Here is a 26,342-nt window from a genome sequence, read left to right as displayed (position 1 = left end):
AGGCAGGTCCGGCAGTTCAAAAGCCATGGTGGTTTCCTGCTCGGCGCGCGTGGCCGAAAATGTCACGCCCTTCTTCTGTGCAGCTTCGGACACGGTGGCTGAAAGGGCGGGCAAGGTGAAAATGGATGAAATCAAAAAAGTACGGCGTTTCACAAATATGCTCCTGAAAACGCCCCCGCCGCGCCCAGACCATACAGAGCCGTCTCCGCCATTGCACCGCCGTCGCGCTCAATTTCTGCGCGATCGTCGCATCGCCCACAAAAAAGCGCCCCACCGGATCGGCGCGGACGCTCTGTTGCAGGCTTGAATAGACGCGTTCTAGAGAGCGGACAGTTTCCCCAGGTGCTTGGCCACCAGGTAATAGAACGTGACGCGGCTCTTGGAATTAACGCCGGACATGGTCTGGCAAACCTTCTCGATCACGGAATCGCACTTGGCGGCATCCGTCTCGCCGAATTTCTTCATGCACCATTTTTCGCGCACCCGATCGAGCTCGCTCGGATCGCTGCAAGACACCAAAGACGAATCGCGGTTGCGCAAGGCAATGCCGAGATGCTTGACGATTTTGTTGACGGCGCCCTCATCGGCGGTTGCATCGTATTTGCGCACATCTGCGAGATAATCGGCCATGATCTCTCCCCTCGTTACAGATCGTGGACCCGTTCCGACGCCCCTCGGCCACCAATGCAACCTGCACGTTGGTCAGAACTTCACCACACCAGCGCAGACATTCCGCAATGCTTGACGTCAAGTCAATCCCGAATTCCCTTTTCCCCCGAATGCCTCTTTCCTTGGCAGCTCCGCCTCACTATATTCGACCCGTCGGCTTGTCCGACTATGGCGATAAACTGCCGGTGAAATAAACCATTCGGACCCGGGGGCAGTGCCCGGCGCCTCCACCAGAAACCGCCGAACGCGCTGTGCGAGGGCGGCTTCTGATGGGGGCGAAACAGGATCGACGAGGGTGTAAAGATCGGACTTTCGCTCGGCATGGTACCACCGTTATCGGGCTAACTTTATAGTTGCCAACGACAACTATGCGGAGGCACGTCTCGCTGCTTAATGCAGTGCGACAGCTTCAAATCAAGCCTTAGGCCGTCGCAGGTCTAAGCGGGGTCCGGAGGCACCTGGCAACAGAAGCCTCCACTTCCTCCCCGCTTCATCCATACCCGGCCCCACGACGCTCTCGTGCCCTTCCGTTGCGCCCATTCGTCAAAAAGAAGGGGCGGAAATCCGCCCCTCAAATTGCACGGAATGGTTGAGTCCAGAACTACTCGGCCGGCGCCTGCTCGGTGCTCCGCGCGCGCCCGAGCGTGAGCTGGGTCAACGCCAGCGCCAGGACCGCGCAGGCGGCGATGCTGGTCACCATCGGCAGGGGTGTCCCGTCGAAGAACAGCCCCGACACGGCCATGGCGGCCGCCCCCGTGGCGAAGTGCAGCGTGCCCATCAGCGCCGAGGCTGTGCCGGCGATCGTGCCGTGGTCGTCCATGGCCAGCACCGATGTGGTCGGAATGACCAGGCCGAGGAAGCCGTAGCCGACGAACAGGAACGACGCCATCACCCACAGAGACTGCTGCCCCGTCGCCATCACCGCGAGCATCGCCACCATCACCGTCGCGTAGGACACCACGGCAACCCGCACCACGCGGCGTAGGCCGAACCGTTCGGTGAGCGTGCCCGTGAGCTGCGACATGGTGAAGAAGGCCACCGCGTTCAGCGAGAAGAACACGCTGTAGAGCGACGGCGACAGGCCATAATGGTTGATCAGCACGAAGGACGAGCTCGACAGATAGACGAAGAAGCTCGATATGCCGAGACCGCCGATGAAGGTCAGGCCGAGGAAGTTGCGGTCGCCCATGAGGAAGCGATAGCCGGCCAGCGCCGTGCGCAGCGAACTGCCCTGGCGCTGTTCTGCCGGCCGCGTTTCCTTCAATGACGTCGCCAGAAGGACGATCGCCAGGATGGCGGCCACGGTGACGAACCAGAATACCGCGCGCCAGCCCAGCGCCTCGATGATGAAGCTGCCGGTGAGCGGCGCCAGAATCGGCGAGATGGAGAAAACCAGCATCAAAAGCGACATCAGCCGGGCGGCTTCCGTGCCCGTGTGCAGATCGCGCACCACCGCGCGCGGCACCACCATCCCCGCCGAGGCGCCGAGCCCCTGCAGGAAACGGAAGGCGATCAACACCTCGATGCTGCCGGCAAGCGCCGAGCCGACGCTGCCGACGATGAACAGGGCGAGCCCCATATAAAGAGGCGCCTTGCGGCCGACCATGTCGGAGATCGGCCCGACGATGATTTGCGCAAACCCCATGGAAAGGAAGAACACCAGCAGCGACATCTGCACGGGAACGGTGCCCGCGTTGAGGTCGGCGCCGATGGTCGGCAATGCGGGGAGATACATATCGATCGCGAAGGGACCAACGGCGGTCAAAAGGCCGAGCACGACCGCGATGCGGAGGAAGCTGAATGTCATGGCTTGCTCTTTCAAGAAATGATGTCCGACGCGTGGCGCCAATCACAGGACTGGTGCAACGCTTCAATTGAAATGAATGCAGAGCCTTCATTTCAGTTGAAGCAAAGTTGCCCCAGATCCAATAGTTTGGTGGCCTGCTTGTCCCAGCCAAACCTACCGGTTTGTTGGGGCAGGACACGAGCCGGAAATGAAGAATCCGACATCCCCCATGTCGAAAATTCTCCCCAGCAGCGACTATTTTTTTAGACAGACTTGTCCAATTCGTCAATCAGGCTTATAAATTTTTTATGAGATCGATCACGTCTGCTGACACGTTCCCGCCACGCAGCCATTCGGCCAAGCGCTTGTCCATGCTGGACGCGGGCGCGCGCGTGTTCTGCGGTGAAGGATTTGCCGGGGCGAACATCGACCTGATTGCCGTCGAGGCCGGCGTTTCGCGGCAAACCATCTACAATCACTATGGCGACAAGGACAAGCTGTTTGCTGCGGTGGTCGGCGAGATCACCGAGCGCTGCACCGCCCGCGCCTTCGCCGTTTTGGGGACTTTTCCCGATCATCCAGCCGACCTGGAAGCCGACCTGACGGATTTCGCTATCCGCTTCATCCGCAATTGCGTCTGCGACCGCGACGGCAAGTTCCTGCGCAAGCTCATTCATATGGAAGGCGAGCGCCATCCGGAACTGTTTGCCAGTTGGCGCATCGGCGGCCCCGGAAAGGTCTGGTCGGCGCTGGCGGCGCGCTTTGCCCGCCTCGCCTTTGCCGGCTTCCTCGACATTGACGATCCGGATGTCGCTGCCCGCCAGTTCTTTTCCCTCATCTTCACCGATCTTCAGATCCCCTCCATGTTCGGAGAGGTGTTGAGCGACGAGGAACTGGCCCGCTCCGCAAGCATCGCCGTCGGGACCTTCCTGCGCGCCTATGGCCGCCGGAAGGCCGGGGCAGAACAGAGCCGCGAGACCGCTTTGCGCGCATAAGCGCGCTCCGCGTTGTCTTTTGCCGGTTTACCTGAGCACGGTCCTTGATTAGAGGTAGGGCATCGTGACTCCAACCGGTTCGAGTAATGGCCGAAGACCGCATCAGATATGACATTCTTGCGCAGGACGCGCTGCGCGGCGTGATGCGCAAGGTGCTGACCGAAGTGGCGCGCACCGGCCTGCCGGGCGAGCATCACTTTTTCATCACCTTTCTCACCACAGCGCCCGGCGTGCGCGTTTCGAGCCGCCTGCGCGAACGTTATCCCGAACAGATGACGATCGTGTTGCAGTACCAGTACTGGGATCTGAAGGTGACCGAGACCGGCTTCGAAGTGGGGCTGTCCTTTGCCGACGTTCCCGAGATGCTCAGCGTTCCCTTCTCGGCCGTACGCGGCTTCTACGATCCGTCGGTCAATTTCGAGCTGGAGTTTGATGTACGCCCCGACGAGAGCGTGACCCCGGCAAACCTGGAAGAGGTTCCGCCGGCCCCGGCCGTGGGAGAGGTTTCCGCCAAAGACAAGCCTGCCGCGCCGGCCAGGAGGAAAAAGAGCCCCAAGGCTGCTCCCGAAGGGGATGACGAGGCGGACGGCAAGGCGGACAGCAAGGGTGCCGAAGTGGTTTCACTGGACGCGTTTCGCAAAAAATAGCGACCCGCCACAAGAGGTGACGATGGGAGACCTGGTCAACCTTCGCCAAGAACGCAAGCGCAAGGCGCGCGACGAGAAGGAACGGCGCGCGGCTGAAAACCGCGTTCTGCATGGCCGCAGCAAGGCCGAGACGACCCTTGAGGCCGCGAAGAAGGCCCTGTCCGTCTCGCGGTTCGAAGCCCACCGCCTCGATCCGCCCAAGGGCCCCAAGGCGCCGTGACGGCCGTCCGCAAACACTCGGTCAGCATTCGCGGTCACCGCACCAGCATTTCCCTCGAGACGCCTTTTTTCCAGGAGTTGGAACGCATCGCCGCCGAGCGCGGCCAGGCGCTGGCCGCGGTGGTCGCCGAAATCGACCATGACCGTCCCGACGACACGAATTTGTCCTCGGCGCTCAGACTTTTCGTGCTGGAACAGGTCAAGCAGCGCGTCGGTCTATCTCGGGATTAGAGTATTGTGCAGTCAGGTGGAATCACCTGACGTCTGCATAAATGCGGAAAAACAACGAGATAGAGTATTCCATTGTCGGGAACGATGGCACACAACCCATACCGAGTTCGGTCGTGTTTGATCGTGCGGCAACAGCGTCGTGAGTGGTTCGACAAGCTCACCATGAGGGGAGTATAGGGCTGCAAAGCCCGTCTGCCACGTCCCGAAATCAGGCTCCCTGCCAAGTCCAACCGCCCTCATGGTGAGCTTGTCGAACCACGCACCAGGTCAATGCAGGGGGCAAACTCTTGTGTTGTGTACCATGGTCACGCGCGAGCCCCGCGGGCGATCATTCTTTCGGCCCCAGAAGCTCCAGCAATCGGTCGCTCGACAGGTTCTTGGCGCGGAAGAATTCCGATACCGCGTCGCGCGAATTGGCCCCTTCCGAAGGACCGTCGGCCTTCTCGCCATCCGCGCCCGGCGCCGGCAGCGGTGCGCGCTCGACGGCGCTCCCGCTCTGGTCCTGAGGTTTTGTGTCGCGCCGAGATCTTTCCTCGCGCTCGCGGGCGGCACGTTCGGCTTCGGCGCGCCGACGCTCCTCTTCCGCCGCATTGCGGCGTGCCTCCTCCTCGGCGCGCGCCTGGCGTTCCCGTTCACGCTGCAACTCGATCTCCCGTTCGAGCCGCAGGCGCTCGGCCTCGGCCGCCTCGCGCTCATTGGCCAGCGCGACGAAATAGCGTGCCTCCCGGCGCAGGCGCTGCTGCTCCAGCAAGACGGACTGCATGCGCTCGACGCGCACCTGCTCGCGCTCGAGCGCGCGCTGGGTGAGGAATTGCGCCAGCGGCGCCGTGGCGATCTCCGTTTGCGCCATGCCGAACGCGCCGCGCGTTTCAATCCCCACGGCGGGCTCCGAGCCGATCACCGCCTCGGTGCCCGCGTCGAAGGCCAGGCTCCCTCGAACCTCGACGCTCATCGCCCGCAGGTCGGCGGAGGCTTCCGCGGTCAGTGTCGCGCCATCGCCCGACAGCCGGACAGGCGGGGTGCGCGCCACCCCGCCGGCGACGGCGTAGGCGAGTTCGCTGGCCTCGGCGACGAACTGGCCGTCGCGAATAATCGGCGGGGCGAATGCCGCCGTGCGCTCGGCGTCGATCGCATTTCCGGCCTCGTCGGCCCGCCGCAAGATCGCTGGAAGCGCGCCGGGGTTGAGACCATCGATCACCAGATCCTTCAAGACGGCCGAACCGGAACCCGACAGCGCCGCGGCCATGCCGTTGACCGTCTTGCCGCTGGCGCTGACGCTGGCGCGCGCGTTGATGCGGCCGGCCAGGCTTGCCTGCGGCATCAGCGCGTCGAGCGCCGCCTGGTCGAGCCCCAATTGCGCCGACAAAAGACCGGTCCCCCCATTGTTGCGCAGCGTGGCAAAGCCATCGATCGTGCCTCCGTAAATCGCCGCCTTCATGTCGGAAACCGCCAGCCCTTCTTCGTCCAGCCGCAGCTTCAGCGCGCCATTTTGCGCTCCCGCCCAGAAACCCGCCCACAGCGCATCGGCGCGCAGGTCCAGGCTGGCCGAAAACGGAAGCTGAACGTCCTGGCCGAACGGCACCTCCGGCCAGGCGTCACCGTCTTCGCCGGAAAACACCTCCGTGCCGAGCACCAGTTCGGCCATCGGCGCCAGATCGAGATGCGACAGTTCGAGCGCCCCGTCGAAATGCGGCTTGCCACCGTCAACGGAGACTGTCAGGTCACCGGAAAGATCGCTGCCCGACACGGTTCCCTTCAAGCCGGAAAGCACGGCCAGCGCATCGCTCCATTCGAGCTCGGCGGAGAGATCGACCGGCATGCCGAGGCCAAAGCCCGGCAGGACCACGCCGGCCACCGCCAGCCATGTCTCGATGTCGTCGCTTTTCAGTTGCGCCTTGCCGGTCAGCGACGGCTTGCTTTCGGCGAAAGTCAGGGCTCCGTCAAATCCGGCGCGCATCCCCTCTCCCGTCACGCTGACCTGCGTGGCGACGCGGTCGGCCAGCGATCCATCGGCGGAAAGTTCGAGCCGCGCATCGCCGGCCAGCCCCAACGGCAGGGCCGGCAATCCGGCAAGGCCGTAAAGCACCGCCGCGTCGTCATTGCGGGCCGTCAGCGACATTTTGAACGCGCCGTCGGGCAGCGCGCCGCGCGGGCTCTTGTCGGACAGGGAAAAACCCAGATCGGTGCCGCCGGCAACGCCCTCGGCGCTGATGGCCAATCCCACCGTATCGTCACCATTGTCGGCCGCGCTGGCGACCAGGTTGATCTCGGAATCGGCGAGAAGCCCCGGAAAGGCCAGCGTTCGCCGGGCGATCCCGGTCAAAACGGGATTGTCCGGAAACCGTTCGGCCAGCATACCTGCAAGGCCAGCCAAGTCCGCCGACAGGATCGTCGCGTCGATCTTGCCGGTCGGCGCGGTGGCGAAATCGCGGATTTGGCCCGTCGCGCTGAGTTGCGCCCCCGCCAATCCGCCAATTGTCAGCCGGTCCACCTCCAGAACGCCCTGTCGCAGCCTGAGCGCGCTGTCGAGCGTCTGCGCGGTCATGCCGGTCGCCGTCACCGGCCCGGCCTTGACGTTCAAATCGACATCATGGCCTGCCAGCCGGTTGATCCCAGTGTCGCTGACGAACAGCGACATGAAGGCGCGAATGCCTTCCAGATCGAGCGCCTCGCCGTCAAGCGTCAGGGCCAGCGACGGACGCGCATCGGCCGGCTGCCGGCGCTCCAGGCTGCCATTGAACCGCGCGTCGCCCAGCATCAATTCCAGCGCCTCGAAGCGCTGCGCGGCGCCCGACAGCGCCACATCGGCGCTGAACCCGGCCGCCGGCAGGCGGCGGATCGCATCGTCCACGTCGCGCGATATCCACGCGGCAAAGCCAGAAGGCTGGCCGATCGCCAGCAGCATATGCCCGTCGAAGGCCAGCGCCTCGCGCGTCGTCAGCAATCCGTTTGCCTCGAAGCGCGTGCGCCCCGGCAAGGTGGCGGCCACCGAACCGACCTGCCAGCCGCCATCGGTGGGCTGCGCGCTGAGCTGAATGTTGCGGATCGTCGTATCGCCGGCGACGATCGCCGGCAGGCTGATCGAAACCTGTCCGGGAATCGTCGGGCTGGGCAATGCGGCGATCGTCTTTGCAAACGCCGAGAAACGCTTTTCCAGATCGATACCGGCAATCGCTCCGTTCGCCTCCTGATCCGGTTCGAAGCGCAGTTGCGCGCCGTCTGCGGCGATCGCGAAGCGCGGCGCGGCCCCCAGTTCCAGGCTCGCCCGGCCCTCGGCGCGATAGGGCGCATCGGGCGGCCCGGTCTCGAAACGGAATTCCTCGACCGACAGGCGGTCATGCTGGAGATCGAAGCGGCCGGACAGCCGATTGGTCGCCACCGTGTCGCGCAGGGCGAAGGTCTCGCCCTCGCTGCCGCGCAGCTTGGCCACTTCCTCGGCGGCATAGGTGTTGAGGAGGAAGCTGCCCTCATAGTGCGCCGCCCCATCTTCCATGCGGGCCTGCCCATCGGTGGAAATCCTGATCGGCACATGGTTTGGCACGGCTTCCAGGCGCAGGCGCATCGTTCCGTCGGCATCGGCACTGCCGGTGGAAACCGAAAGCGCAAGCGGCATGTCGTCGACGGCCAGCGTCCCGTCGATGCGCCAGGGGCCGGCCAGCGTGCGCGCCGAAAGTTCCGCGTTGATGTCTGTCAGCGTATGCGCCCGCCCGCTGGCGTCGTGCCGCAGCGCCACGGACCCGTCGACGATGTTGACCTTTTCGAGCGTCACCTGGCGCGGATCGAACGGGCTCGACGGGCGCACCGCCCAGTCGATGCCGCCATCGGCGGCGATGGAGATGTGCGCGAACGGCCGCACCAGGCGCATGTCGAAGATCAGCACCTCGCCACGCATGAAAGGCGCCAGCTCGGCGTCCATGGAGAATTCCTCCACCGTCATGCCCGGCGCATCCGGCGTCTCTCCCGCCACCACCACATCGGTAAAAGTCAGCGAGGGAAACGGCAACAGCCGCGCCCGCGCCGTGCCCTCGACCCTGACATCGCGGCCAAGCACCCGCCCCGCCTCGCGCTCGAACGCGGAGCGGTAGTGATTCCAGTCGATGAAATAGGGAGCCACCAGCGCCGCCGTCAGCGCCAGGACCACCAATCCACCGAAGAAAACAAAAAGACGGGCCAGTTGCTTCTCCTCAAGGTTTGCCGGTCATCCCGCAGGGTGGTGCGATTTCACGGGCGATAAGGCCGTTACCGACCATGATCGCACAAATTCGCCTTATGGGCGCTTTGCACCGATGATCTTGCCCGGATTCATGATGTCGAGCGGGTCGATCGCCTGCTTGATCGCCCGCATCACATCGACGGCCCCGCCCAGTTCCTCTTCCAGAAAGCGCATCTTGCCCTGCCCTATTCCATGTTCGCCGGTGCAGGTGCCGTCCATCGACAGCGCCCGCCGGTTGAGCCGCGCGACGAAAGCCTCCGCCTGCTCGATCTCCACCGGATCATGCATGTCCATTAGGACCAGAACATGAAAATTGCCGTCGCCCACATGGCCGAGCACCGTCGCCAGCAGGCCGTTCTCGGCAATGTCGGCTTCCGTCTCGACGATGCACTCGGCGAGCCGCGAGATCGGCACGCAGACGTCGGTCGACAGGCCGCGTGTGCCGGGCCTGAGCGTCAGGCACGCCCAATAGGCATTGTGCCGCGCCTTCCATAGTTTGTTTCGCTCCTCGGCAACGCTGGTCCACTGGAACGGCCCGCCGCCGAATTCACCGGCGATCTCGCCAAAGGTTTCGGCCTGCTCCTTGACGCTCGCATCGCTGCCGTGGAATTCGAGAAACAGGCACGGACTTTCGGGATAGTCGAGCTGCGCGTAGCTGTTGATGGCCTTCATCGCCAGGGCGTTGACGAATTCGATGCGCGCCACCGGCACGCCCATCTGGATGGTCGCAATAACCGCCTGGCAGGCGCGCTCGACATCAGGGAACGAGCAGACCCCGCCGGAGATCGCCTGCGGGATACCGTACAGTTTCAGCGTCATCGAGGTGATGATGCCGAGCGTTCCCTCGGCGCCGATCATCAGCCGCGTCAAATCATAGCCCGCCGACGTCTTCTTCGCCCGGCGCGCCGTGGTGATCGCCCGGCCGTCGGGCATCACCGCCGTCAGGCCGAGCACGTTCTCGCGCATCGTGCCGTAGCGCACGGCGTTGGTTCCAGACGCCCGCGTCGAGGCCATGCCGCCAAGGCTGGCATTGGCGCCCGGGTCTATGGGGAAGAACAGCCCGGTGTCGCGCAGGTGATGGTTCAGATCCTCGCGCGTGACGCCGGGCTCCACGGTGCAGTCGAGATCCTCCGCATTGACCGACAGGATGCGGTTCATGCCCATCAGGTCGAGCGAGATGCCGCCGCCCGGCGCGTTGACATGCCCCTCCAGCGACGTGCCGGTGCCGAAAGGAATGATCGGCACCCGGTGCTCGGCGCAAATCCGCACCACATCCTGTATTTCCTCGACATTGACCGGCGCGAAGACCCCGTCGGGCAGTTGCGGAGGAATATAGCTGGTCGAATGGGCATGCTGTTCCCGCACCGAATGGCCCGTCAAGAGCCGCTCGCCATAGCGCTGGCGCAGAATGGCGAGCGCGGCGGCGATGCCCTCCTCGTTGCGGGCCACCCGTTCAAATTCAGCGAGCGCCATGAATATCCTCCGATTGGCTTGTCCAACCCTGTTCTATCGGGCCGATTGTCCCTTCTATCCGAATCCCCGGTATTTATGCATGCTCGATGAAGCTCGAAACTCGATTTTTTGGAAAAGATCGCGGTTAAACAAAAAGATAGGCCATGATGATGGTTCAATGGAGCCGCTTTCTGGTTTAGGAAGTCCCAGCCGTCCGCCTGAAACTGCGCCGGCGATAGCCGGGACTCTAAACGGAACAACGATGCCCGATCGAGCACCCCACACCTCCGGTGTGATGTCCATCGAGAAAGACTGGATCGACTATAACGGCCATCTCAACATGGCCTACTATACGGTGTTGTTCGACCGCGCCGGCGACGTGGTCTCCGCCGAGCTGGGCATGGGACCGCGCTATGCCGCGACACGCGGGTTGACCACCTATACCGCCGAAATCCATGTCTGCTATGTCCGCGAACTGCATTTGGGCGACCGCCTGCGCGCCACGTTCCAACTGCTCGATCATGACGAGAAGCGCCTGCATGCCTTTCAGGAACTGCGCCATGCGGACGAAGGCTGGCTTGCCGCGACCTGCGAGACCCTGACCCTGCACATCGACATGGGTGGTCCCCGGGGCGGCCCCAAAGGCGGCCCTCGGGTCGCCCCCTTCCCCGCCGATGTCCTTGAGCGCGTCGAGGCGATGCGCGCCCTGCATGCATCCCTGCCCCGGCCGAAACAGGCCGGCCGGGCCATCGCCATTAAGCGCCGGTGAGGCAAGTTGTGCTCCTGACCCGCGCAAAAATGATTGCCCGGCTGCTCCAGCGCCTGCCGCGTGTGGTCTGGACCTGGGTGGAGCCCAATCTCGACGCTTTCGTCAAGGCCAGGTTGCCGCTCATCTGGACGCTGTCATTGCTGCTCGGTCTCGGCGTCGCGGTCGCGGCGATCGTCTTCCGCGAATTGATCGGCGTCTTTCAATTGTTCTGGCTGGGCACGCGTTCCGAACGGGTCTTCACGGCTGCCCTTTCGCTGCCCTGGTACTGGATCATGGCCGGCCCGACGGTCGGCGGCCTCTTGGTCGGCCTGCTGCTCACCCGGCTGGAGGCGCGGCGCACGGGCGCTGTCGCCGACGTCATCGAGGCACGCGCCCTTTCCGGCCGCAAGCTGTCGCTGCGCCAGGGCCTTTTGTCGGCCTTCGTCACCGCCCTGTCGCTCGGCTCGGGCGCCAGCGCCGGCCGCGAGGGACCGGTGGTGCATCTGGGTGCCGTGTTGGCGACGGCCATCGCCTGGCGGGCCAACCTGCCCGAATGGTGCCGCCGCACCCTGCTCGGCGCCGGCGTCGCCGCCGCCATCTCCGCCTCCTTCAACGCCCCCATCGCCGGCGTCCTGTTCGCCCATGAAGTGATCCTCGGTCACTACGCGATGCGCTCTTTCGTGCCCATCGTCATCGCCTCTGCGGCGGGGGCTGTCGTTTCGCGCCTGTGGTTCGGCAGCGCCGCGGCTTTCCTGGTGCCGACACACCAGATCACCTCATTCTGGGAGTTTCCGGCTTTCGCGCTGCTCGGCATCACGGCGGCGGTCGTGGCGATCCTGTTCCAATTCGCCCTGTTCGCCGCCGAATATGCGGCGCGCGCCATCCATATCCCGTTGTGGACGCGGCCGCTGGCCGGCGGGATCGTCGTCGGCGGCATCGCCGTGTTCTTCCCACAAGTGCTGGGCGTCGGCTACGAGATCACCGACATGGCGCTGTGGAACCATCTGCCGCTGGCCATCATGCTGGCGCTGATCGTCGTCAAGACCGCGGCGACGGCGATCACGCTCGCCATGCGCTTCGGCGGCGGCATCTTCTCCCCGGCGCTGTTCCTCGGCGCGCTGACCGGCGGCGCCTTCGGCGTCATCGCCGCCTCGGTCTTTCCCACCATGTCCTCCAGCGAGGGGCTATACGCGATCCTCGGCATGGGCGCGGTGGCCGGTGCCGTTCTCGGCGCGCCGATCTCCACCACGGTCATCGTCTTCGAACTGACCGGCGGCTACGAAATATCGATCGCCCTGCTTCTGACGGTGGCCGTCGCGCATGGCATTACCCAGGCGATCCACGGCCATTCCTGGTTTCAGTGGCAACTTGAAATGCGCGGGCTTTTCCTCGTCGAGGGTCCGCACCGCGCGCTCGGCCAGGTCACGCGCGTGATGGATTTCATGGAGGTCCTCGATGAGGACGCCGCCCCCATCACCTACGATCCCGAAACCGGCGCACCGGCGCTCAAGCCGACCGATACGCTCGAAGCGGCCTTGCGCGCCTTCGACAAGGGCGGCCATGACCGGCTGCCCGTCGTCGATCCGGCCGATCACAGCAAGGTCATCGCCTTCGCCAGCCACGTCCGCGCCCTGCGCTCGTTCAACAAGGCGCTGGTCGAGCTCAGCGAGGAAGAGCACCGTTAGGTTTTTTGACGGCTTGGCAGAGGTCAGCCGTGGTCACGACGCGTTAACCATAGCCGTCTTTGCACAACTTTAACCATGTCGCCCGCTTGAAGGCGCCATGCCTCCGGGCCGACGGTTTTGCGCAAGCATCACAGCGATTCGTCGGCGCGAGGAAAACATTGCTGAACCCGGAAGCCAGGGAATTGTCGGACAGTCTCGCCCGCTCGGCCGAGATCAGCGACTATGATTTCTGGCGCGCGCTGAAATCGCTGGACGACGAGTTGTATGGGCTGGAGCGGGCGCACCGGCCAATCCCCATCGATCTCATCTTCATCCGTGCCATCGTTCGTCGCGCCCGCCAGAAGCGCATTTTCTCCGGCTATGATCCCTATCCCTACGGGGCTGGCTGAGGGCGCGGCAGCGCCTCGGGACAAAGCTAAGCCAAATTTGCCTTCAGGAAATCCACCGTCCTTTGCCAGGCGAGGTCAGCGGCTTCCTTGTCGTAGCGCGCTTCGGACGTATCGTTGTTGAAGGCGTGATTGACGCCCTCGTAAACTTCGATGGTGAACGTCTTGCCCGCACTTTCCAGCGCGGCACGATACGCCTCGATGCCGGCATTGATGCGCTCGTCGAGCCCGGCATAGTGCAAGAGCAGCGGCGCATTGATCTTCGGCACGTCTGCCGCGTCCGCCTGTCGCCCGTAATAGGCAACGGCGGCGTCCAGCCCTTCGGCGTTGACGGCGAGTTGGTTGACCAGGCCGCCGCCCCAGCAGAAGCCGACCGCGCCGACATTGCCGTTGCTCGCGTCGTGGCCGGCTAGGAACGCCTCCGTGGCGATCCCGTTGCCGACCGTGCTGCCGGCATCCAGCGCGCCGATCATCTCGCGCGCCTTGTCCTCGTCGTCCGGCGTGCCACCGTCGGGCGACAGGAAATCGGGCGCCAGCGCGACGAAGCCCTCCAGCGCCATGCGCCGCGCGACATCGCGGATATGCGGGTTGAGCCCGCGGTTTTCGTGGATGACGATCACGGCTGGAAGCTTGTCCGAGCCTCCCGCAGGTCGCACCAGATAGCCCATCATATCGCCACCGTCGCCGGGATAGGTGATATCCTCGGCCGTCAGTCGTTCGTCGTCCTCGGCAATCATTGCCGCATGCGCGGAACGCGCCGCCAGCATCGGTGCGATGACGGCCGCCGCCGCACCCGAGCCGGCCAGCATTGTCAGCCGATTCATGAATGCCCGGCGGTCGAGCGTCAGATGGGTGTATTCGTCATAGGCGTCGATCATCGCCTGGGTGATTTTCGGGGTTTTCTCCGGCTTTACCTGCATCGCAAACGCTCCCATTCTCGTTGTCGGTTCCCGCCGCAAGGCAAGGTAAGGCGCGGAGCGCCCGCGTCCATTCACAGCCTCGTGAAACGAGCGCCTGCCGCCTGCGTCCTTATCGTTCGCCGCAATCTGGCCTGTACGGTCGCCAACACAATGACGGTGGTTTGCATCATGTGGTCGATCGGACAACATTTTTGAACGCGTGGGCATCCCCAGAAGCCGTGTGAAAGCGCCGATTGCATCGCGCGCGAACACCTGATCGAGGCGCGCGCATTGCCCGGCTGAAGCGGCTCGAAGATGAACGCAAGCGCATCGTCGAGAGCACTGACGGCTATTTGTCCTCGCGCTCGATGAAGCGCAGGCGGTTGCCGAACGGGTCGATCACCCCGACCTCGAGCCCCCATTCCTGCTTTTCCAGCCCCGGGCGATTGTATTTGTAGTTGCGCAAGGCGAGTTCCTTGTGCAGCGCCTCGACGCCCGAGGCGAAGACCACGGCGTTGCCGCCAGGCGTCGCATCGCCCGAATGCTCGCTCAGATGCAGCATGAGATCGCTGCGCGAGACCTGCATGTAGAGCGGCGCGTCCGGCCCGAACCTGTGCTCCCAATCCACCTTGAAGCCGAGAAAATCCAGGTAGAACTCGCGCGCCTTCGCCTCATCGAAGATGCGGAAGATCGGGATGGCCGGTTTGAGCCACGCCTCTTTGCCGTCACCCTCGTTCAATTTCGCCGCAAGGATGTTCCAATTGTCGAAGCCGAATTGCCGGGCAACGATTTCCAGCGCCTCGCTGTGCGAAATGGCCATATCCCGGTCGGCCAAAGCTTCGCGCATGGCTTTCGCCATCGCCTTGGGATTTTCGCGCGTGGCTTTCGCCATCGCCGGGGAATCCATGAATGTACGCATGTTCCAGGTCCTTCATCGCGGCGAAAGAAACGATCAGTGTCCGCATTGCCGATGCCTTCGCCGCCCACGAAAGGAGCCTTGGAAAGGAATGAGGGCGCATTCGCCATGCTCCGTCAGGAGCGCGGACTGCCGGCTGCGCCCGGCCGGCGCAAAACATCGGCAATTTCGCCGCCGGGGTCAATCCCGCCCCGCCTTCCCTTTTGCCGGCAAATGAACAGTCGGCGACCTCTTGGTTCCTTGCCCGCAAACCGGTACAAATAGAAAACATCCTTGGGCTCAGCCCCCCGAATCACCATATGCAGAAGCGATGTCCGGATTTCCTGACGATATTCCATTCTTCGACGAGGACGAGCCGGCCCGGGATGCTCCGGCTGCGCCGAAACCGTCAGGCATTGCCGCGCGCGCCATGGCCGCCCGCGCCGCGCCATCGCGCTATCTCGATGCGCTGAACCCCGAACAGCGCCTGGCCGTCGAGACCACCGAAGGGCCGGTTCTCGTCCTGGCCGGCGCCGGCACCGGCAAGACGCGCGTTCTGACCACCCGCATCGCCCATATCCTGGCCACCGGCCGCGCCTACCCTTCGCAGATTCTCGCCGTGACGTTCACCAACAAGGCCGCCCGCGAGATGAAGATGCGCATCGGCGCGCTGGTCGGCGAAGCCATCGAGGGCATGCCCTGGCTCGGCACGTTCCACTCGATCGGCGTCAAGATCCTGCGCCGCCACGCCGAACTGGCCGGCCTCAAATCGTCCTTCACCATCCTCGACACCGACGACCAGATCCGGCTGATCAAGCAGATCATCCAGGCCGAGGGCCTGGACGACAAGCGCTGGCCGCCGCGCCAGTTCGCCCAGATGATCGACGGCTGGAAGAACAAGGGCCTGGCGCCGAAGGAAATCCCCGAAGGTGACGCGCGCGCCTTTGCCGGCGGCAAGGGCCGTGAACTCTACGCCGCCTACCAGGAGCGCCTGAAGACGCTCAACGCCACCGATTTCGGCGATCTCCTGTGCCTGCCGATCCGCATCCTGCGCGACAATCCCGATGTGCTCGCCGATTATCACCGCAAGTTCAAATACATCCTCGTCGACGAGTACCAGGACACCAACACCGCGCAATATATGTGGCTGCGCCTGCTCGCCCAGCGGCCGGATGCCGGGCGCCAGACGGCCGAAGGCCGCAAGCCCGACCGGGCGTCGGCCGGTCAGGCCGCCCTCGCGGAGGGGTCCGTTTCAGGACGGACCGTGAGCGAAAGCAAAGTCAACATCTGCTGCGTCGGCGACGACGACCAGTCGATCTATGGCTGGCGCGGCGCGGAGGTCGACAACATCCTGCGCTTCGAGAAGGATTTTCCCGGCGCGACCGTCATCCGGCTCGAGCGCAACTATCGCTCCACCGCGCATATTCTCGGCGCGGCATCGCATCTGATCGCCCACAATGAAGGGCGCCTCGGCAAGACGTTGTTCACCGACCACAGCGACCCGGACGACGCCAAGGTGCGCGTCCACGCGGCCTGGGATTCGGAGGAGGAGGCGCGCGCCGTCGGCGAGGAGATCGAGGCGGCGCAAGCCAGGGGCCATGCGCTGAACGACATGGCGATCCTGGTGCGTGCGTCTTTCCAGATGCGCGAGTTCGAAGACCGCTTCGTCACGCTCGGTCTCAACTATCGCGTCATCGGCGGCCCGCGCTTCTACGAGCGGATGGAGGTGCGCGATGCGCTGGCCTATTTCCGCATCGTCGCGCAGGCGGCCGACGATCTTGCCTTCGAGCGCATCGTCAACGTTCCCAAGCGCGGACTGGGCGAGGCCAGCGTCCGCCAGGTTCACGACGTGGCGCGCATGCGTCAGGTGACCCTGCTCCAGGCCGCGCGCGATCTGGTCGGCACCGAGGAGATGAAGCCCAAGCCGCGCGCCGCCCTGCGCAACCTCGCCGAGAGCATCGAACGCTGGCAGGGCTTGCTGGAAAACACGCCGCACACGGAGCTGGCGCAGACGATCCTCGAGGAATCCGGCTACACGGACATGTGGAAGAACGACCGCTCGGTCGAAGCACCCGGCCGGCTGGAAAACCTCAAGGAGTTGATCCGCTCCATGGAGGATTACGACAGCCTGCGCGGTTTCCTCGAACATGTGGCGCTGGTCATGGATGCCGAAAAGCATGAGGACCTGGACGCCGTCAGCCTGATGACGCTGCATTCGGCCAAGGGGCTCGAATTCGAGACCGTCTTCCTGCCCGGCTGGGAGGAAGGCCTGTTTCCGCACCAGCGCGCGCTCGACGAAGGCGGCCGATCCGGCCTCGAGGAAGAGCGCCGCCTAGCCTATGTCGGCCTGACGCGCGCCAAGAAGAACCTGCACCTGTGGTTCACGTCGAACCGGCGCATTCACGGGCTCTGGCAATCCACCATCCCCTCCCGTTTCCTCGACGAGCTTCCCGAGGCCCATGTCGACGTCGCCGAGGACAGCGGCAATTATGGCGGCTACGGTGCCGGCTCCGGGCCTGGACGGCCCAACCCATACGGGAAGTCGCGCTTCGACGATGCCGGTGCGTTCTCGAACACCTATGCCACGCCCGGCTGGCAGCGGGCGCAGAGGAACCGCACCGAGGCGACGGACCGCAACTGGGGAACACGCTCCGGCCACCAGGTCGAGCGCATTGGCTATGGCGAGGCCGATTCGGGCTATGGCGCCGGCCGCGGCTCGGTGAAAGGCCGCGTCATCGACGGCGAGCTGGTTGCACGCTCGGTTTCAGACACGCCCTCCTCCTTCAAGGTCGGCGACCGGGTGTTCCACCTCAAATTCGGCAATGGCAATGTGGCCGGGATCGACGGCAACAAGCTGACGATCGATTTCGACAAGGCCGGCCAGAAACGCGTTCTGGATGGCTATGTCGAGCGTGTCTAGGGCATTTTGCAGTCAGGTAGAATCACCTGACGTCTGCATAAATGTGGAAAAACAAAGAGTTAGACCGGCTCGTCGCGGCTGGAGTGCCGTTGGTCAGGTCACGGCCTGAAGTAAACGAACTTGCCGTCCTCGTTCTTCTCGCGTCCGAGAACGCCGCTGCGCGCATGGCGCGACAGGGGGCCGGAAAAGGCGTTCGACTTGTAGCGCGCGCCAAACGCGCCCTCGCAATGGGAAACGATGTCGCTGATGGTGCGCGGCTCGGCGAAGAAGCCGCTGCCGATCAGCTCGTTCAGCGCGGCCACGGCGCCGCGCGCGGTGTCCGTCGTCTTCTTCTTGCGCCCGGACCGCGAACCATGGACGATTTCGGCAAGGCCCGGGCCGGCAATATAGCGATCGATCCCGCTTTCCGAAAAATTCTGCCCCCGACCCTGGTTATGGTCGAGAACGAGTTCGACGACGCGCAGTTGCACGGCTTCGGATTCGAACTTGTTTACCGCCTCCGAAAGCTCGATCAGCTGCTGCTTCAGCTTGTCGAATTCCTTGATCATTCATTTCGCCCCAAAACCGACCGGCAGACACATATAAACCGACTGGCAGGATACATATGTCTATAGATGTGAACAGGAAGTCAAGAGCGTGAAACACTCAGTATACGTTAAACAGACGCACGATTGATCAACCGGCAGTGCTGCCGACATGCCACTGCGCATTGCCGCTGGCAAAGTACACCTAATAGTTGCACTCTGACATGACAAGTGATCTTCCGCCGCAGAGCTGTCCACCGCTCATCTGGCAGGAGAATTACTCCCTGCTGGTCTCCCGGGCGCGCTCCGCGACCGCGCAATTCGATACACCCAATGATTGCATTATACCATAGCAATCGAGGCACCATGAGCGCGCTATGGTGATTTTTGTGGACAAACGGTCCGCGCAATTGCCTCCAGCAATGACTTCTAGCTACCCCTCCCGCCAGTTGCAGATGGCGGGAGGGTTCCGCCCCCGGGCCCCGGTACGGGTTGGGCGCCGCGTGCCGCTTGCGACAAGATGCGGCTTTGCATCGCCCTCCGTTTCCGCGCTATCATAAGCCATGAAGATGCAGCAAACCTGGCGCGCCAACGCATGGTTCAAGGCAAGCGCGGCGGCTTTCCTGGCCGCGGCGCTGATTGGCGTCACCTTCGCCATGTGGGCGGAGCATGGCGCCGGCATTTTTTTCGCCATGGCCCAATCCGGCCTTTCCTGGTGTTTCTAGCTCCCAACCCGGGCTCACCCCGATCAGCTTTAGGTCAATTTCGATGATGCGTTCCATTCTTGTCGGCATTCTCGCGGTCATGGCGGTGGGGATCGGCTTCCTGACCTTTCAATGGTACCAGCAGCAGAACGCGCGCACGCCGTTCGGCGTGCCGTTCGAACTGGTCGACCAGGATGGACAGAAGATCACCGAGGCAGCCTTCAAGGGCGGTCCAAGGGTCGTTTTCTTCGGTTTCACCCACTGCCCGGAAGTCTGCCCCACCACGCTGTTCGAGCTGGATGGCTGGCTTGAGCAATTGGGCGGCGAAGGAGAGGATATCAAGGCCTATTTCGTCTCCGTCGACCCCGAGCGCGACACGCCCGAGGTGATGAAGGCCTATCTTGGCAATTTCTCCGACCGCATCACCGGCATCACCGGCACGCCGGAACAGGTCGCCGCCATGGCCAAGGGCTTCTCCATCTACGCCCGCAAGGTCGAGCTTGAGGGCGGCGACTATACGATGGACCACACGGCCTCGGTCCTGCTGCTCGACAGCGCCGGCGACTTCTTCGGCACCATCGCGTATGAGGAGAATCGCGACACCGCCATCGCCAAGCTGAAGCGCCTGGCGGACGAAGCCTGACAGCACGGATTTTCACACGGGTTTTTATGGGCCAGACACGACTTTACCTGACCGCCGCACGCGACGACGCGGAAGCGATCTTCAAGCTGCTCGACGCCCGTTTCGACGATGAGGGACTGCCGATCAGCATCTTCGAAGCGGATGAGGAGCGTGGCCTGTTCGAGGTATCCCTCTATGCCGAAGACGATATAGAGGCGGTTGCCGCCCGAATGCGCGAAACCCTGTCGGCCCTCGGCAACCCGCCCGACCTTACCATCGAGCCCGTCCCCGACATCGACTGGGTCAGCCATTCGCTGGCCGGGCTGAAGCCGGTGCGGGTCGGCCGCTTCCTGGTTCATGGCGGCCATGACCGGCAATTGCGCCGCCCCGGCGACATCGCCATCGAGATCGAGGCCGGCCTTGCCTTCGGCACGGGCCACCATGGCACCACGGCCGGCTGCCTGAAGGCGATTGCCCGTGTCCTGCAGAGCGAGGCGCCACGCCAGGCGCTCGATCTCGGCGCCGGCAGTGCCGTCCTGGCGATTGCCATCGCCAGGGCGGCGCGCATCCCGGTTCTGGCCACCGACATCGATCCGATCGCCGTGCGCGTGGCTTGGCAGAATGTCCGCCTGAACGGCGTCGAGCGCCTGGTCGACACGCAAACCGCGCCCGGCTTCCACCACCGGATTTTTGCCGAGCGGCGGCCTTTCGAGCTGATCGTCGCCAACATCCTGGCTCGCCCGCTGATGGGGCTGGCGCCAGACATGGCGCGGCATCTGGCGCCGGGCGGCTCGCTGATCCTGTCGGGCATACTGGAACGGCAGCGCCGCGCCGTCGTCGCCGCCTATAACGGCCAGGGTTTCCGCCACATCCGCACCGACGCGCGCGAAGGCTGGGTGACGATCCACATGAAGCGCTGACGCACCGTCCTGCATTTGCCGCGCACAAAGAGAAAACCCCGGAAACCGTCTTCGGTTTCCGGGGCTTCGCTCAGAGCATTTTGCAGTCAGGTGAAATCACCTGACGTCCGCATAAATGCGGAAAAGCAAAGAAGTAGACCGGTTCAGCGTTTCCATGAAACGCTGAACCGGTCTAGGGAACGCTCGCGATGATCGCGATCAGAACATGTGGGAAACACTGCGGCTGCGCTTCAGTTCGTCACGGCTGTAGCCGTGGGCGCGCAAGGTCTCGTCGTCAAGCATCAAAAGCGCGCCATTGACGTAGCTTCTGACCTGCTTCTGGCGTGCCTCGATCAGCGCATCGAATGCGCTACGGAAAAAGCCGCGCTTTCCTGCGGATTGGGCCATCTGAGTTCTCCTTGTGCGGCGACGGGAAGTCCGTCTTCCATGGGCTTGAAGATAAGCCTCGCCCCCCTCCTCAACCAGAGCCGTTTGCGCATGGCTACCATCTTATTTTGCATCGCAAAAAGAAATGGTGCGGTGCACCAAAAAACGCCGACCTGCCGCAAAACCAATTCCGCTGTCACGGCGCTTGCTGTAGGTTCCGGGTCGTTCAGAACGAAGATGCAGGACCGCCATGTTTCAGTCTTTCGATGTCATCGCCGAGCCGGCCCAGGGCACCTCGCGCGTCGCCGATCTTCGCCAGGCGCTCGCCGAGGCGGGGCTTGACGGCTATCTGGTGCCGCGCGCCGACGAGCATCAGGGCGAATACGTCGCGGCCGCCTCCGAGCGTCTCTCCTGGCTGACCGGCTTCACCGGTTCGGCCGGCATGGCCTTGATCCTGCGCACGCGCGCCCTGCTTTTCGTCGATGGCCGCTACACGCTGCAGGCGCCCGAGCAGACCGATCCCTCGACCTTCACCATAGAAAGCCTGATCGACAACCCGCCGAAGGCTTGGATGGCCGCCAATCTTCACAAAGGCGCGCGCATCGGCTTCGATCCGTGGCTGCACACGATCGGCGAGGTTGGCGCGCTGAGGAAGGCGGCGGCCGGATGCGGCGCCGAACTGGTGCCCGTCGAGGCCAACCTGGTCGACGGTATCTGGAAGGACCGTCCCGCCGCGCCGCTGGAGCCCGCCCGCATCCAGCCTCTGGACTACGCCGGCGAACGCGCGCTCGACAAGCTCGCCCGTCTCGCCACCGCCATTTCCGCCGGCGGCGCCGATTGCACGGTGCTCACCGACCCGTCGTCGCTCGCCTGGGCATTCAACATTCGCGGCCGGGACGTGCCGCACACGCCGCTGCCGCTCGGTTTCGCGTTGATCCAGGCCGAGGGGCGCCCCCTTCTGTTCATCGACAAGCGAAAGCTCGACCGCGAAACGGAAGCCTATCTGACGCAACTCGCCGATCTGCACCCACCCGCAACGCTCGACGATGAAATCACCAGCCTTGCCCGCTCCGGCGCACGCATCGGTTTGGATCCGTCGCTGGCTGCCGAGCAATTGCGGCTTCTCGTCGACAAAGCCGGTGGCAAGACCGTCGATCTGACCGATCCCGCCCGCCTGCCCCGCGCCATCAAGAACGCTGCCGAATTGCAGGGCGCGCGCGCCGCGCACCGGCGCGACGGCGCCGCCATGGCGCGTTTCCTGTGCTGGCTCGACGCACAGCCGGCCGGCTCTCTGGATGAGATCACCGTGGCGCGGAAGCTCGAAGCCTGCCGGACGCAAACCGGCAACGACATGCAGATGCCGCTGCGCGACATCTCCTTCGACACGATTTCCGGCGCCGGCCCCAACGGCGCCATCGTCCATTACCGGGTCAACGCGAAAACCAATCGCGTGCTTGGCCGAAACGAATTGTATCTCATCGATTCCGGCGCCCAGTATGAGGACGGCACGACCGACATCACCCGCACCGTCGTCATCGGCGAAAGCACCGGCGAGATGCGTGATCGCTCGACGCGCGTGCTGAAGGGCATGATAGCCCTTTCCCGGCTGCGCTTTCCGCCCGGCACGCGCGGCATGGACATAGACCCCTTTGCCCGCCACGCGCTGTGGCAGGCCGGCCTGGATTACGCCCACGGCACGGGCCACGGCGTCGGCTCCTATCTGGCGGTGCACGAGGGGCCTCAGCGCATCGCCAGGACAGGCGCGCAAAGGCTGGAAGCCGGCATGATCCTGTCCAACGAGCCCGGCTATTACAAGACCGGCAGCTATGGCATCCGCCATGAAAACCTGATCGTCGTCGAGCCCCCCTCGCCGATCGATGGCGGCGAGATCGACATGCATGGGTTCGAGACGCTGACCCTCGTACCGTTTGACAGGCGGCTGATCGACACCGCGCTGCTGGACGCCGGCGAGCGCGCCTGGCTCGATGCCTATCACGCGCGGGTTCGCCACGAGATCGCGCCGCTGGTCGATGGAGAGGTCCGCGCCTGGCTGGAACGGGCAACGGAGCCGCTTACAGCGCCGCGCGTCTTATCAGACGCACAAAGGACGCTGTAAGTCTTTGAATCCACACATCGTGCTTTCCGAAAATCGGTTCCGATTTTCGGGCCGATGCTGTAGCTGAAATCAGCCGAGAAGGTGGCGCAGCAGGATCAGCACGGCCGCCGATGTCAGGAACATCGGCATCATGCCGCCGGCGAGGAACGCCACGACAACGCCGGTCGCCAACGCGACGATTTCGGCCGGCCCGCCATTCATGGCCGCCGGTGCAACCAGTGTCGTCAACACGGCGGCCGGCACGGCGTTGAGACCCGCCTCGACGCGTGGATGAATGCGCTCGAAGCGCGACAGCACCAGATGGCCGCCAATGCGCGTCAGGAAGGTCATCAGCGCGCCGGCAAGGATGATCCAGGCGGTCATGCTCATTCGCCTTCCTCCTTCTGCTTGATGCTCGGCGCGAAGACCGCCGCCAGAAGAACGCCGGCCAGCGCGCCGATCGAAACGTGCCAGGGCGAGCCGACCGTGTTGTAGGCGATCATCGAGGCGACGGCGCTGACCGCCACCACGGGCAGCCAGATTGGCCGCTTGCGAAAGCCCATGACCAGCCCGAGAAAATAGATCGGCAGGAGGAAATCGATGCCCCACGCATGCGTGTCCGGCATCATCCGCCCGAACAGCGCACCCACCCACGCCTCTGCGACCCACAACACATAGACCGGCAGCGCAGCGCCCATATACCAGAGGAATGAAATCCGCTTGCCCTGCTCACCGCGCCGCTCGGCCTCGGCGAACATCGGATCGACCAGCAGGAAAAAGCCGAAAAGCCGCTGGATCGGCCCCCAATGGGCGATGCGCCGCCCGATGGCGGCCGAGTACAGCACGTGACGGAAATTCACCGCGAAGATCGAAAAGACGATCAGCCACGGCGCAACCTTCTGGCCGAACAGGTCGATGCCGACCATCTGGCTCGCCCCGGCGAAGATCGTCGCGCTCATCAGCACGGCCTCGAAGACGGTGAAACCGTTTTCGACCGCCAGCGCGCCAAACAAGATGCCGAACGGCGAGGCCGCAACGACGACAGGGACGCTGTCGCGCAGCCCTTGCGCCAGATCGCCAGGACCGGTTCGTTCGTTCAGGATGTCGGTGGCCATCATTCCTCCAGAAGGGGCCTTTTCTAGGTCACGCGGCTTGCCCAGTCACGTCAAATCGATTGAGCCAATGATGAACCGAAATGATGACACGCCGCCTGCCATGACGGCACGAATGCCGCTGCCGGCGAAGCCAGGATCAGGCCCCCACGCGCTCGAACCACGCATCCTCGTCGATCACCTCGACACCCAGATCCGCCGCCTTCTTGAGCTTTGAGCCGGCGCCGGGGCCAGCCACCACCAGGTCCGTCTTCTTCGACACGGAACCCGCCACCTTGGCGCCCAACCGCTCGGCCATTGCCTTTGCCTCGTCGCGCGACATGCGCTCCAGGCTGCCGGTGAAGACGATGGTCTTGCCGGCGAAGGGCGAATCCCCCGCCGGCCGCTCGGCCTCGCGCACCGACACCGCGCCCGCCAGCCTCTCGACCAGTTCCCGATTGTGTTCCTCGGCGAAGTAGTGGGCGATGGAGGCGATCACCGCATCGCCGATATCGTCCAGCGCGTCCATCTCCTCGCGCGCCTGCGCGTCGTCGCCGGCAACGGCCAGCGCCGCATCGTGGAACTCGCCCCAGGAGCCATAGGCGCGCGCCAGCGTCTTCGCCGTCTGCTCGCCCACATGGCGGATGCCGAGCCCATAGATCATGCGCTCCAGCGCGATCGTCCGCCGCTCTTCGATCGCGGCGAAAAGATTGGCCGCCGAGACGGTGCCCCACCCCTCCTTGTCCTTCAGCTTCTTGAGGTTCTCGGCGTCGCGCGCAGCCAGGGAAAAGATGTCGGCCGGGCTCTTCACCGGCAGGTCCGGATCGTTGAAGAAGAACTCGATCTGCTTTTCGCCCAGCCCGTCGATGTCGAAAGCGCGCCGCGACACGAAATGGCGCAGGTGCTCGACCCGCTGGAACGGGCAGGCAAACTCGCCCGAACAGCGCCGCACGACGCCCTCGACGCCCGTGCCGATGCCCTCGCGCACCACCGGCGTCTGCAATTCGCACGGACAGGTGGTCGGAAAGACGAAGGCTGTGGCATCGTCCGGCCGCTTGTCCGCGATGAAACCGAGGATCTGCGGGATGACGTCGCCGGCGCGCTGCACCGTCACCGTATCGCCGATCATCACCCCCAGACGCTCGATTTCCTCGGCATTGTGCAGCGTCGCATTGGTCACGACGACACCGCCGACCGTCACCGGTTCCAGCCGGGCCACCGGCGTCAGCGCACCCGTGCGACCGACCTGGATGTCGATGCCGCGCAGGATCGTCGTTGCCTTCTCGGCGGGGAATTTATGGGCGATCGCCCAGCGCGGGCTGCGCGAGACGAAGCCAAGCCGCTGCTGCAGCGCCAGATCGTCGACCTTGTAGACGACGCCATCGATGTCATAGCCAAGGCTGGCGCGGCGTTCTTCGATCGCCCGGTATTGCGACAGCAATTCCTCAGCGCTCTCGCAGCGCCTCATCAGCGGGTTGGTGTGGAAGCCGAACGCCTCGAACGCTTCGACCATACCGGTCTGCGTCTGCGCCGGCATTTGCGAAACCTCGCCCCAGGCATAGGCGAAGAATTTGAGCGGCCGTGCCGCCGTGACCGAGGAATCGAGCTGGCGCAGGGAACCCGCCGCCGTGTTGCGCGGATTGACATAGGTCGGCTTTCCCTCCGCCTCCTGCCGCTTGTTGAGCGCCAGGAAATCCGCATGCGTCATGTAGACCTCGCCGCGTACCTCCAACACGTCCGGCGGGTCGCCTGCCAGCACGTTCGGGATGTCGGCGACGGCGCGCGCATTGGCGGTGACGTTCTCGCCTTCCTGGCCGTCGCCGCGCGTTGCCGCCGAGACGAGCCGTCCGCCCTCATAGCGCAGCGAAAGCGACAGGCCATCGATCTTCGGCTCGGCGGTCATCACCACCGGCGCCTCGGCATCAAGCTTCAGATAGCGGCGGATGCGGGCCACGAAATCGATCACGTCGGCGTCGGAAAACGCGTTGTCCAGCGACAGCATCGGCACCTTGTGCCGCACCTTGTCGAACTTCTCCGAGACGGGAGCACCGACGCGACGCGACGGGGAATCCTCACGCACCAGTTCGGGAAACCGCTGTTCGATCGCCAGGTTGCGGCGCCGCATGGCATCGTACTCGGCGTCGCTGATCGTCGGTGCATCCTCGGCATGATAACGCTGGTCGTGCTCGGCGATTTCACGGGCAAGCTGCTCCAGTTCCACGCTGGCTTGCTTTTCACTGAGGGCATCGACGGGGGGCTTTGCGACCGGCATGGC

Annotated in this window: 23 protein-coding genes and 1 other RNA gene; 13 read left to right on the top strand and 11 right to left on the bottom strand. The window is 64.2% G+C overall.

Going from position 1 to position 26,342, the window contains the following annotated elements:
• Positions 1–318 precede the first annotated feature (318 nt).
• Positions 319–630 carry a DUF2853 family protein gene (locus tag AB843_RS17495; protein WP_048648164.1) on the bottom strand — a complete coding sequence of 104 codons (312 nt, stop codon included), beginning with the start codon at positions 628–630 and terminating at the stop codon, positions 319–321.
• A 152-nt stretch (positions 631–782) separates the two neighbouring features.
• Between AB843_RS17495 and ssrA the strand changes: the two genes are divergently transcribed.
• Positions 783–1,148, top strand: a transfer-messenger RNA (tmRNA) gene (gene ssrA, locus AB843_RS25055).
• Between the two features lie 122 nt (positions 1,149–1,270).
• Here the strand turns inward: ssrA and AB843_RS17490 are convergent.
• Complete coding sequence (locus AB843_RS17490) at positions 1,271–2,476, bottom strand: multidrug effflux MFS transporter (RefSeq protein ID WP_048648163.1); 1,206 nt, start codon at positions 2,474–2,476, stop codon at positions 1,271–1,273.
• A gap of 287 nt (positions 2,477–2,763) precedes the next feature.
• On the opposite strand from AB843_RS17490, the gene AB843_RS17485 reads away from it, so the two are divergent.
• From AB843_RS17485 to AB843_RS17470, 4 genes are all read left to right on the top strand, one after another.
• Positions 2,764–3,450 carry a TetR/AcrR family transcriptional regulator gene (locus tag AB843_RS17485; protein ID WP_048648162.1) on the top strand — a complete coding sequence of 229 codons (687 nt, stop codon included), beginning with the start codon at positions 2,764–2,766 and terminating at the stop codon, positions 3,448–3,450.
• Positions 3,451–3,536: 86 nt separating this feature from the next.
• Positions 3,537–4,097: an SspB family protein gene (locus AB843_RS17480; protein ID WP_048648161.1), complete on the top strand. Its 561-nt coding sequence runs from the start codon at positions 3,537–3,539 to the stop codon at positions 4,095–4,097.
• A gap of 22 nt (positions 4,098–4,119) precedes the next feature.
• Complete coding sequence (locus AB843_RS17475) at positions 4,120–4,317, top strand: DUF4169 family protein (RefSeq protein ID WP_048648160.1); 198 nt, start codon at positions 4,120–4,122, stop codon at positions 4,315–4,317.
• Positions 4,314–4,547: a ribbon-helix-helix domain-containing protein gene (locus tag AB843_RS17470; protein WP_048648159.1), complete on the top strand. Its 234-nt coding sequence runs from the start codon at positions 4,314–4,316 to the stop codon at positions 4,545–4,547. The genes AB843_RS17475 and AB843_RS17470 overlap by 4 nt, the downstream gene beginning before the upstream one ends.
• Before the next feature lie 328 nt (positions 4,548–4,875).
• Here AB843_RS17470 and AB843_RS17465 read toward each other — a convergent pair whose 3' ends face one another.
• Both AB843_RS17465 and AB843_RS17460 read right to left on the bottom strand, forming a co-directional pair.
• Positions 4,876–8,721 (bottom strand): AsmA family protein, encoded by a 3,846-nt coding sequence (locus AB843_RS17465; protein ID WP_157384546.1) that lies wholly within the window; start codon positions 8,719–8,721, stop codon positions 4,876–4,878.
• 93 nt (positions 8,722–8,814) lie between these two features.
• Positions 8,815–10,233, bottom strand: coding sequence for an FAD-binding oxidoreductase (locus AB843_RS17460; RefSeq protein WP_048648158.1), 1,419 nt, complete (start codon positions 10,231–10,233; stop codon positions 8,815–8,817).
• Between the two features lie 241 nt (positions 10,234–10,474).
• Here AB843_RS17460 and AB843_RS17455 point away from each other — a divergent pair, with 241 nt between their 5' ends.
• From AB843_RS17455 to AB843_RS17445, 3 genes are all read left to right on the top strand, one after another.
• Entirely contained in the window at positions 10,475–10,981 is a 507-nt protein-coding gene (locus AB843_RS17455; RefSeq protein WP_048648157.1) for a thioesterase family protein, read from the top strand.
• Between the two features lie 29 nt (positions 10,982–11,010).
• The gene (locus AB843_RS17450) at positions 11,011–12,645 is read left to right on the top strand and encodes a chloride channel protein (RefSeq protein ID WP_048648156.1); all 1,635 of its coding nucleotides are present in this window, start codon (positions 11,011–11,013) and stop codon (positions 12,643–12,645) included.
• Positions 12,646–12,803: 158 nt separating this feature from the next.
• Positions 12,804–13,034, top strand: a complete 231-nt coding sequence (locus tag AB843_RS17445) for a hypothetical protein (RefSeq protein WP_244468014.1) — start codon at positions 12,804–12,806, stop codon at positions 13,032–13,034.
• Between the two features lie 26 nt (positions 13,035–13,060).
• Here the strand turns inward: AB843_RS17445 and AB843_RS17440 are convergent, their stop codons facing one another.
• On the bottom strand, positions 13,061–13,951 hold the full coding sequence (locus AB843_RS17440) for a dienelactone hydrolase family protein (protein ID WP_048648155.1): 891 nt from the start codon (positions 13,949–13,951) through the stop codon (positions 13,061–13,063).
• A gap of 328 nt (positions 13,952–14,279) precedes the next feature.
• Positions 14,280–14,849 carry a glyoxalase superfamily protein gene (locus tag AB843_RS17435; protein WP_048648154.1) on the bottom strand — a complete coding sequence of 190 codons (570 nt, stop codon included), beginning with the start codon at positions 14,847–14,849 and terminating at the stop codon, positions 14,280–14,282.
• Between the two features lie 307 nt (positions 14,850–15,156).
• Here AB843_RS17435 and AB843_RS17430 point away from each other — a divergent pair, with 307 nt between their 5' ends.
• Positions 15,157–17,745, top strand: a complete 2,589-nt coding sequence (locus tag AB843_RS17430) for an ATP-dependent helicase (RefSeq protein ID WP_048648153.1) — start codon at positions 15,157–15,159, stop codon at positions 17,743–17,745.
• Between the two features lie 98 nt (positions 17,746–17,843).
• Here the strand turns inward: AB843_RS17430 and AB843_RS17425 are convergent, their stop codons facing one another.
• A complete protein-coding gene (locus tag AB843_RS17425; protein ID WP_048648152.1) occupies positions 17,844–18,293 on the bottom strand; it encodes a hypothetical protein in 450 nt (149 codons plus the stop codon).
• A 539-nt stretch (positions 18,294–18,832) separates the two neighbouring features.
• Between AB843_RS17425 and AB843_RS25675 the strand changes: the two genes are divergently transcribed.
• From AB843_RS25675 to AB843_RS17415, 3 genes are read left to right on the top strand one after another with little or no spacing between them, the layout of a single operon-like run.
• Positions 18,833–18,994 (top strand): hypothetical protein, encoded by a 162-nt coding sequence (locus AB843_RS25675; protein ID WP_157384543.1) that lies wholly within the window; start codon positions 18,833–18,835, stop codon positions 18,992–18,994.
• Positions 18,995–19,037: 43 nt separating this feature from the next.
• Positions 19,038–19,616: an SCO family protein gene (locus AB843_RS17420; protein WP_048648151.1), complete on the top strand. Its 579-nt coding sequence runs from the start codon at positions 19,038–19,040 to the stop codon at positions 19,614–19,616.
• Between the two features lie 26 nt (positions 19,617–19,642).
• Entirely contained in the window at positions 19,643–20,515 is an 873-nt protein-coding gene (locus AB843_RS17415) for a 50S ribosomal protein L11 methyltransferase (protein WP_048648150.1), read from the top strand.
• Between the two features lie 198 nt (positions 20,516–20,713).
• On the opposite strand, the gene AB843_RS17410 is transcribed toward AB843_RS17415, so the two are convergent.
• On the bottom strand, positions 20,714–20,902 hold the full coding sequence (locus AB843_RS17410) for a hypothetical protein (RefSeq protein WP_048648149.1): 189 nt from the start codon (positions 20,900–20,902) through the stop codon (positions 20,714–20,716).
• Between the two features lie 229 nt (positions 20,903–21,131).
• Here AB843_RS17410 and AB843_RS17405 point away from each other — a divergent pair, with 229 nt between their 5' ends.
• Positions 21,132–22,997, top strand: coding sequence for an aminopeptidase P family protein (locus tag AB843_RS17405; protein ID WP_048648148.1), 1,866 nt, complete (start codon positions 21,132–21,134; stop codon positions 22,995–22,997).
• Between the two features lie 69 nt (positions 22,998–23,066).
• On the opposite strand, the gene AB843_RS17400 is transcribed toward AB843_RS17405, so the two are convergent.
• The 3 genes from AB843_RS17400 to ligA all read right to left on the bottom strand — a co-directional run bounded on the left by AB843_RS17400 (position 23,067) and on the right by ligA (position 26,339).
• Positions 23,067–23,366, bottom strand: coding sequence for an AzlD family protein (locus AB843_RS17400; RefSeq protein ID WP_048648147.1), 300 nt, complete (start codon positions 23,364–23,366; stop codon positions 23,067–23,069).
• The gene (locus AB843_RS17395; protein WP_048648183.1) at positions 23,363–24,091 is read right to left on the bottom strand and encodes an AzlC family ABC transporter permease; all 729 of its coding nucleotides are present in this window, start codon (positions 24,089–24,091) and stop codon (positions 23,363–23,365) included. The genes AB843_RS17400 and AB843_RS17395 overlap by 4 nt, the downstream gene beginning before the upstream one ends.
• 136 nt (positions 24,092–24,227) lie before the next feature.
• Positions 24,228–26,339, bottom strand: coding sequence for an NAD-dependent DNA ligase LigA (gene ligA, locus AB843_RS17390; protein ID WP_048648146.1), 2,112 nt, complete (start codon positions 26,337–26,339; stop codon positions 24,228–24,230).
• Between the last annotated feature and the right edge of the window lie 3 nt (positions 26,340–26,342).

Origin of the sequence: Nitratireductor soli (genome assembly GCF_001050155.1) — a bacterium.
Lineage (GTDB): Bacteria > Pseudomonadota > Alphaproteobacteria > Rhizobiales > Rhizobiaceae > Nitratireductor > Nitratireductor soli.
This window is presented reverse-complemented; position numbering and strand designations above follow the sequence as displayed.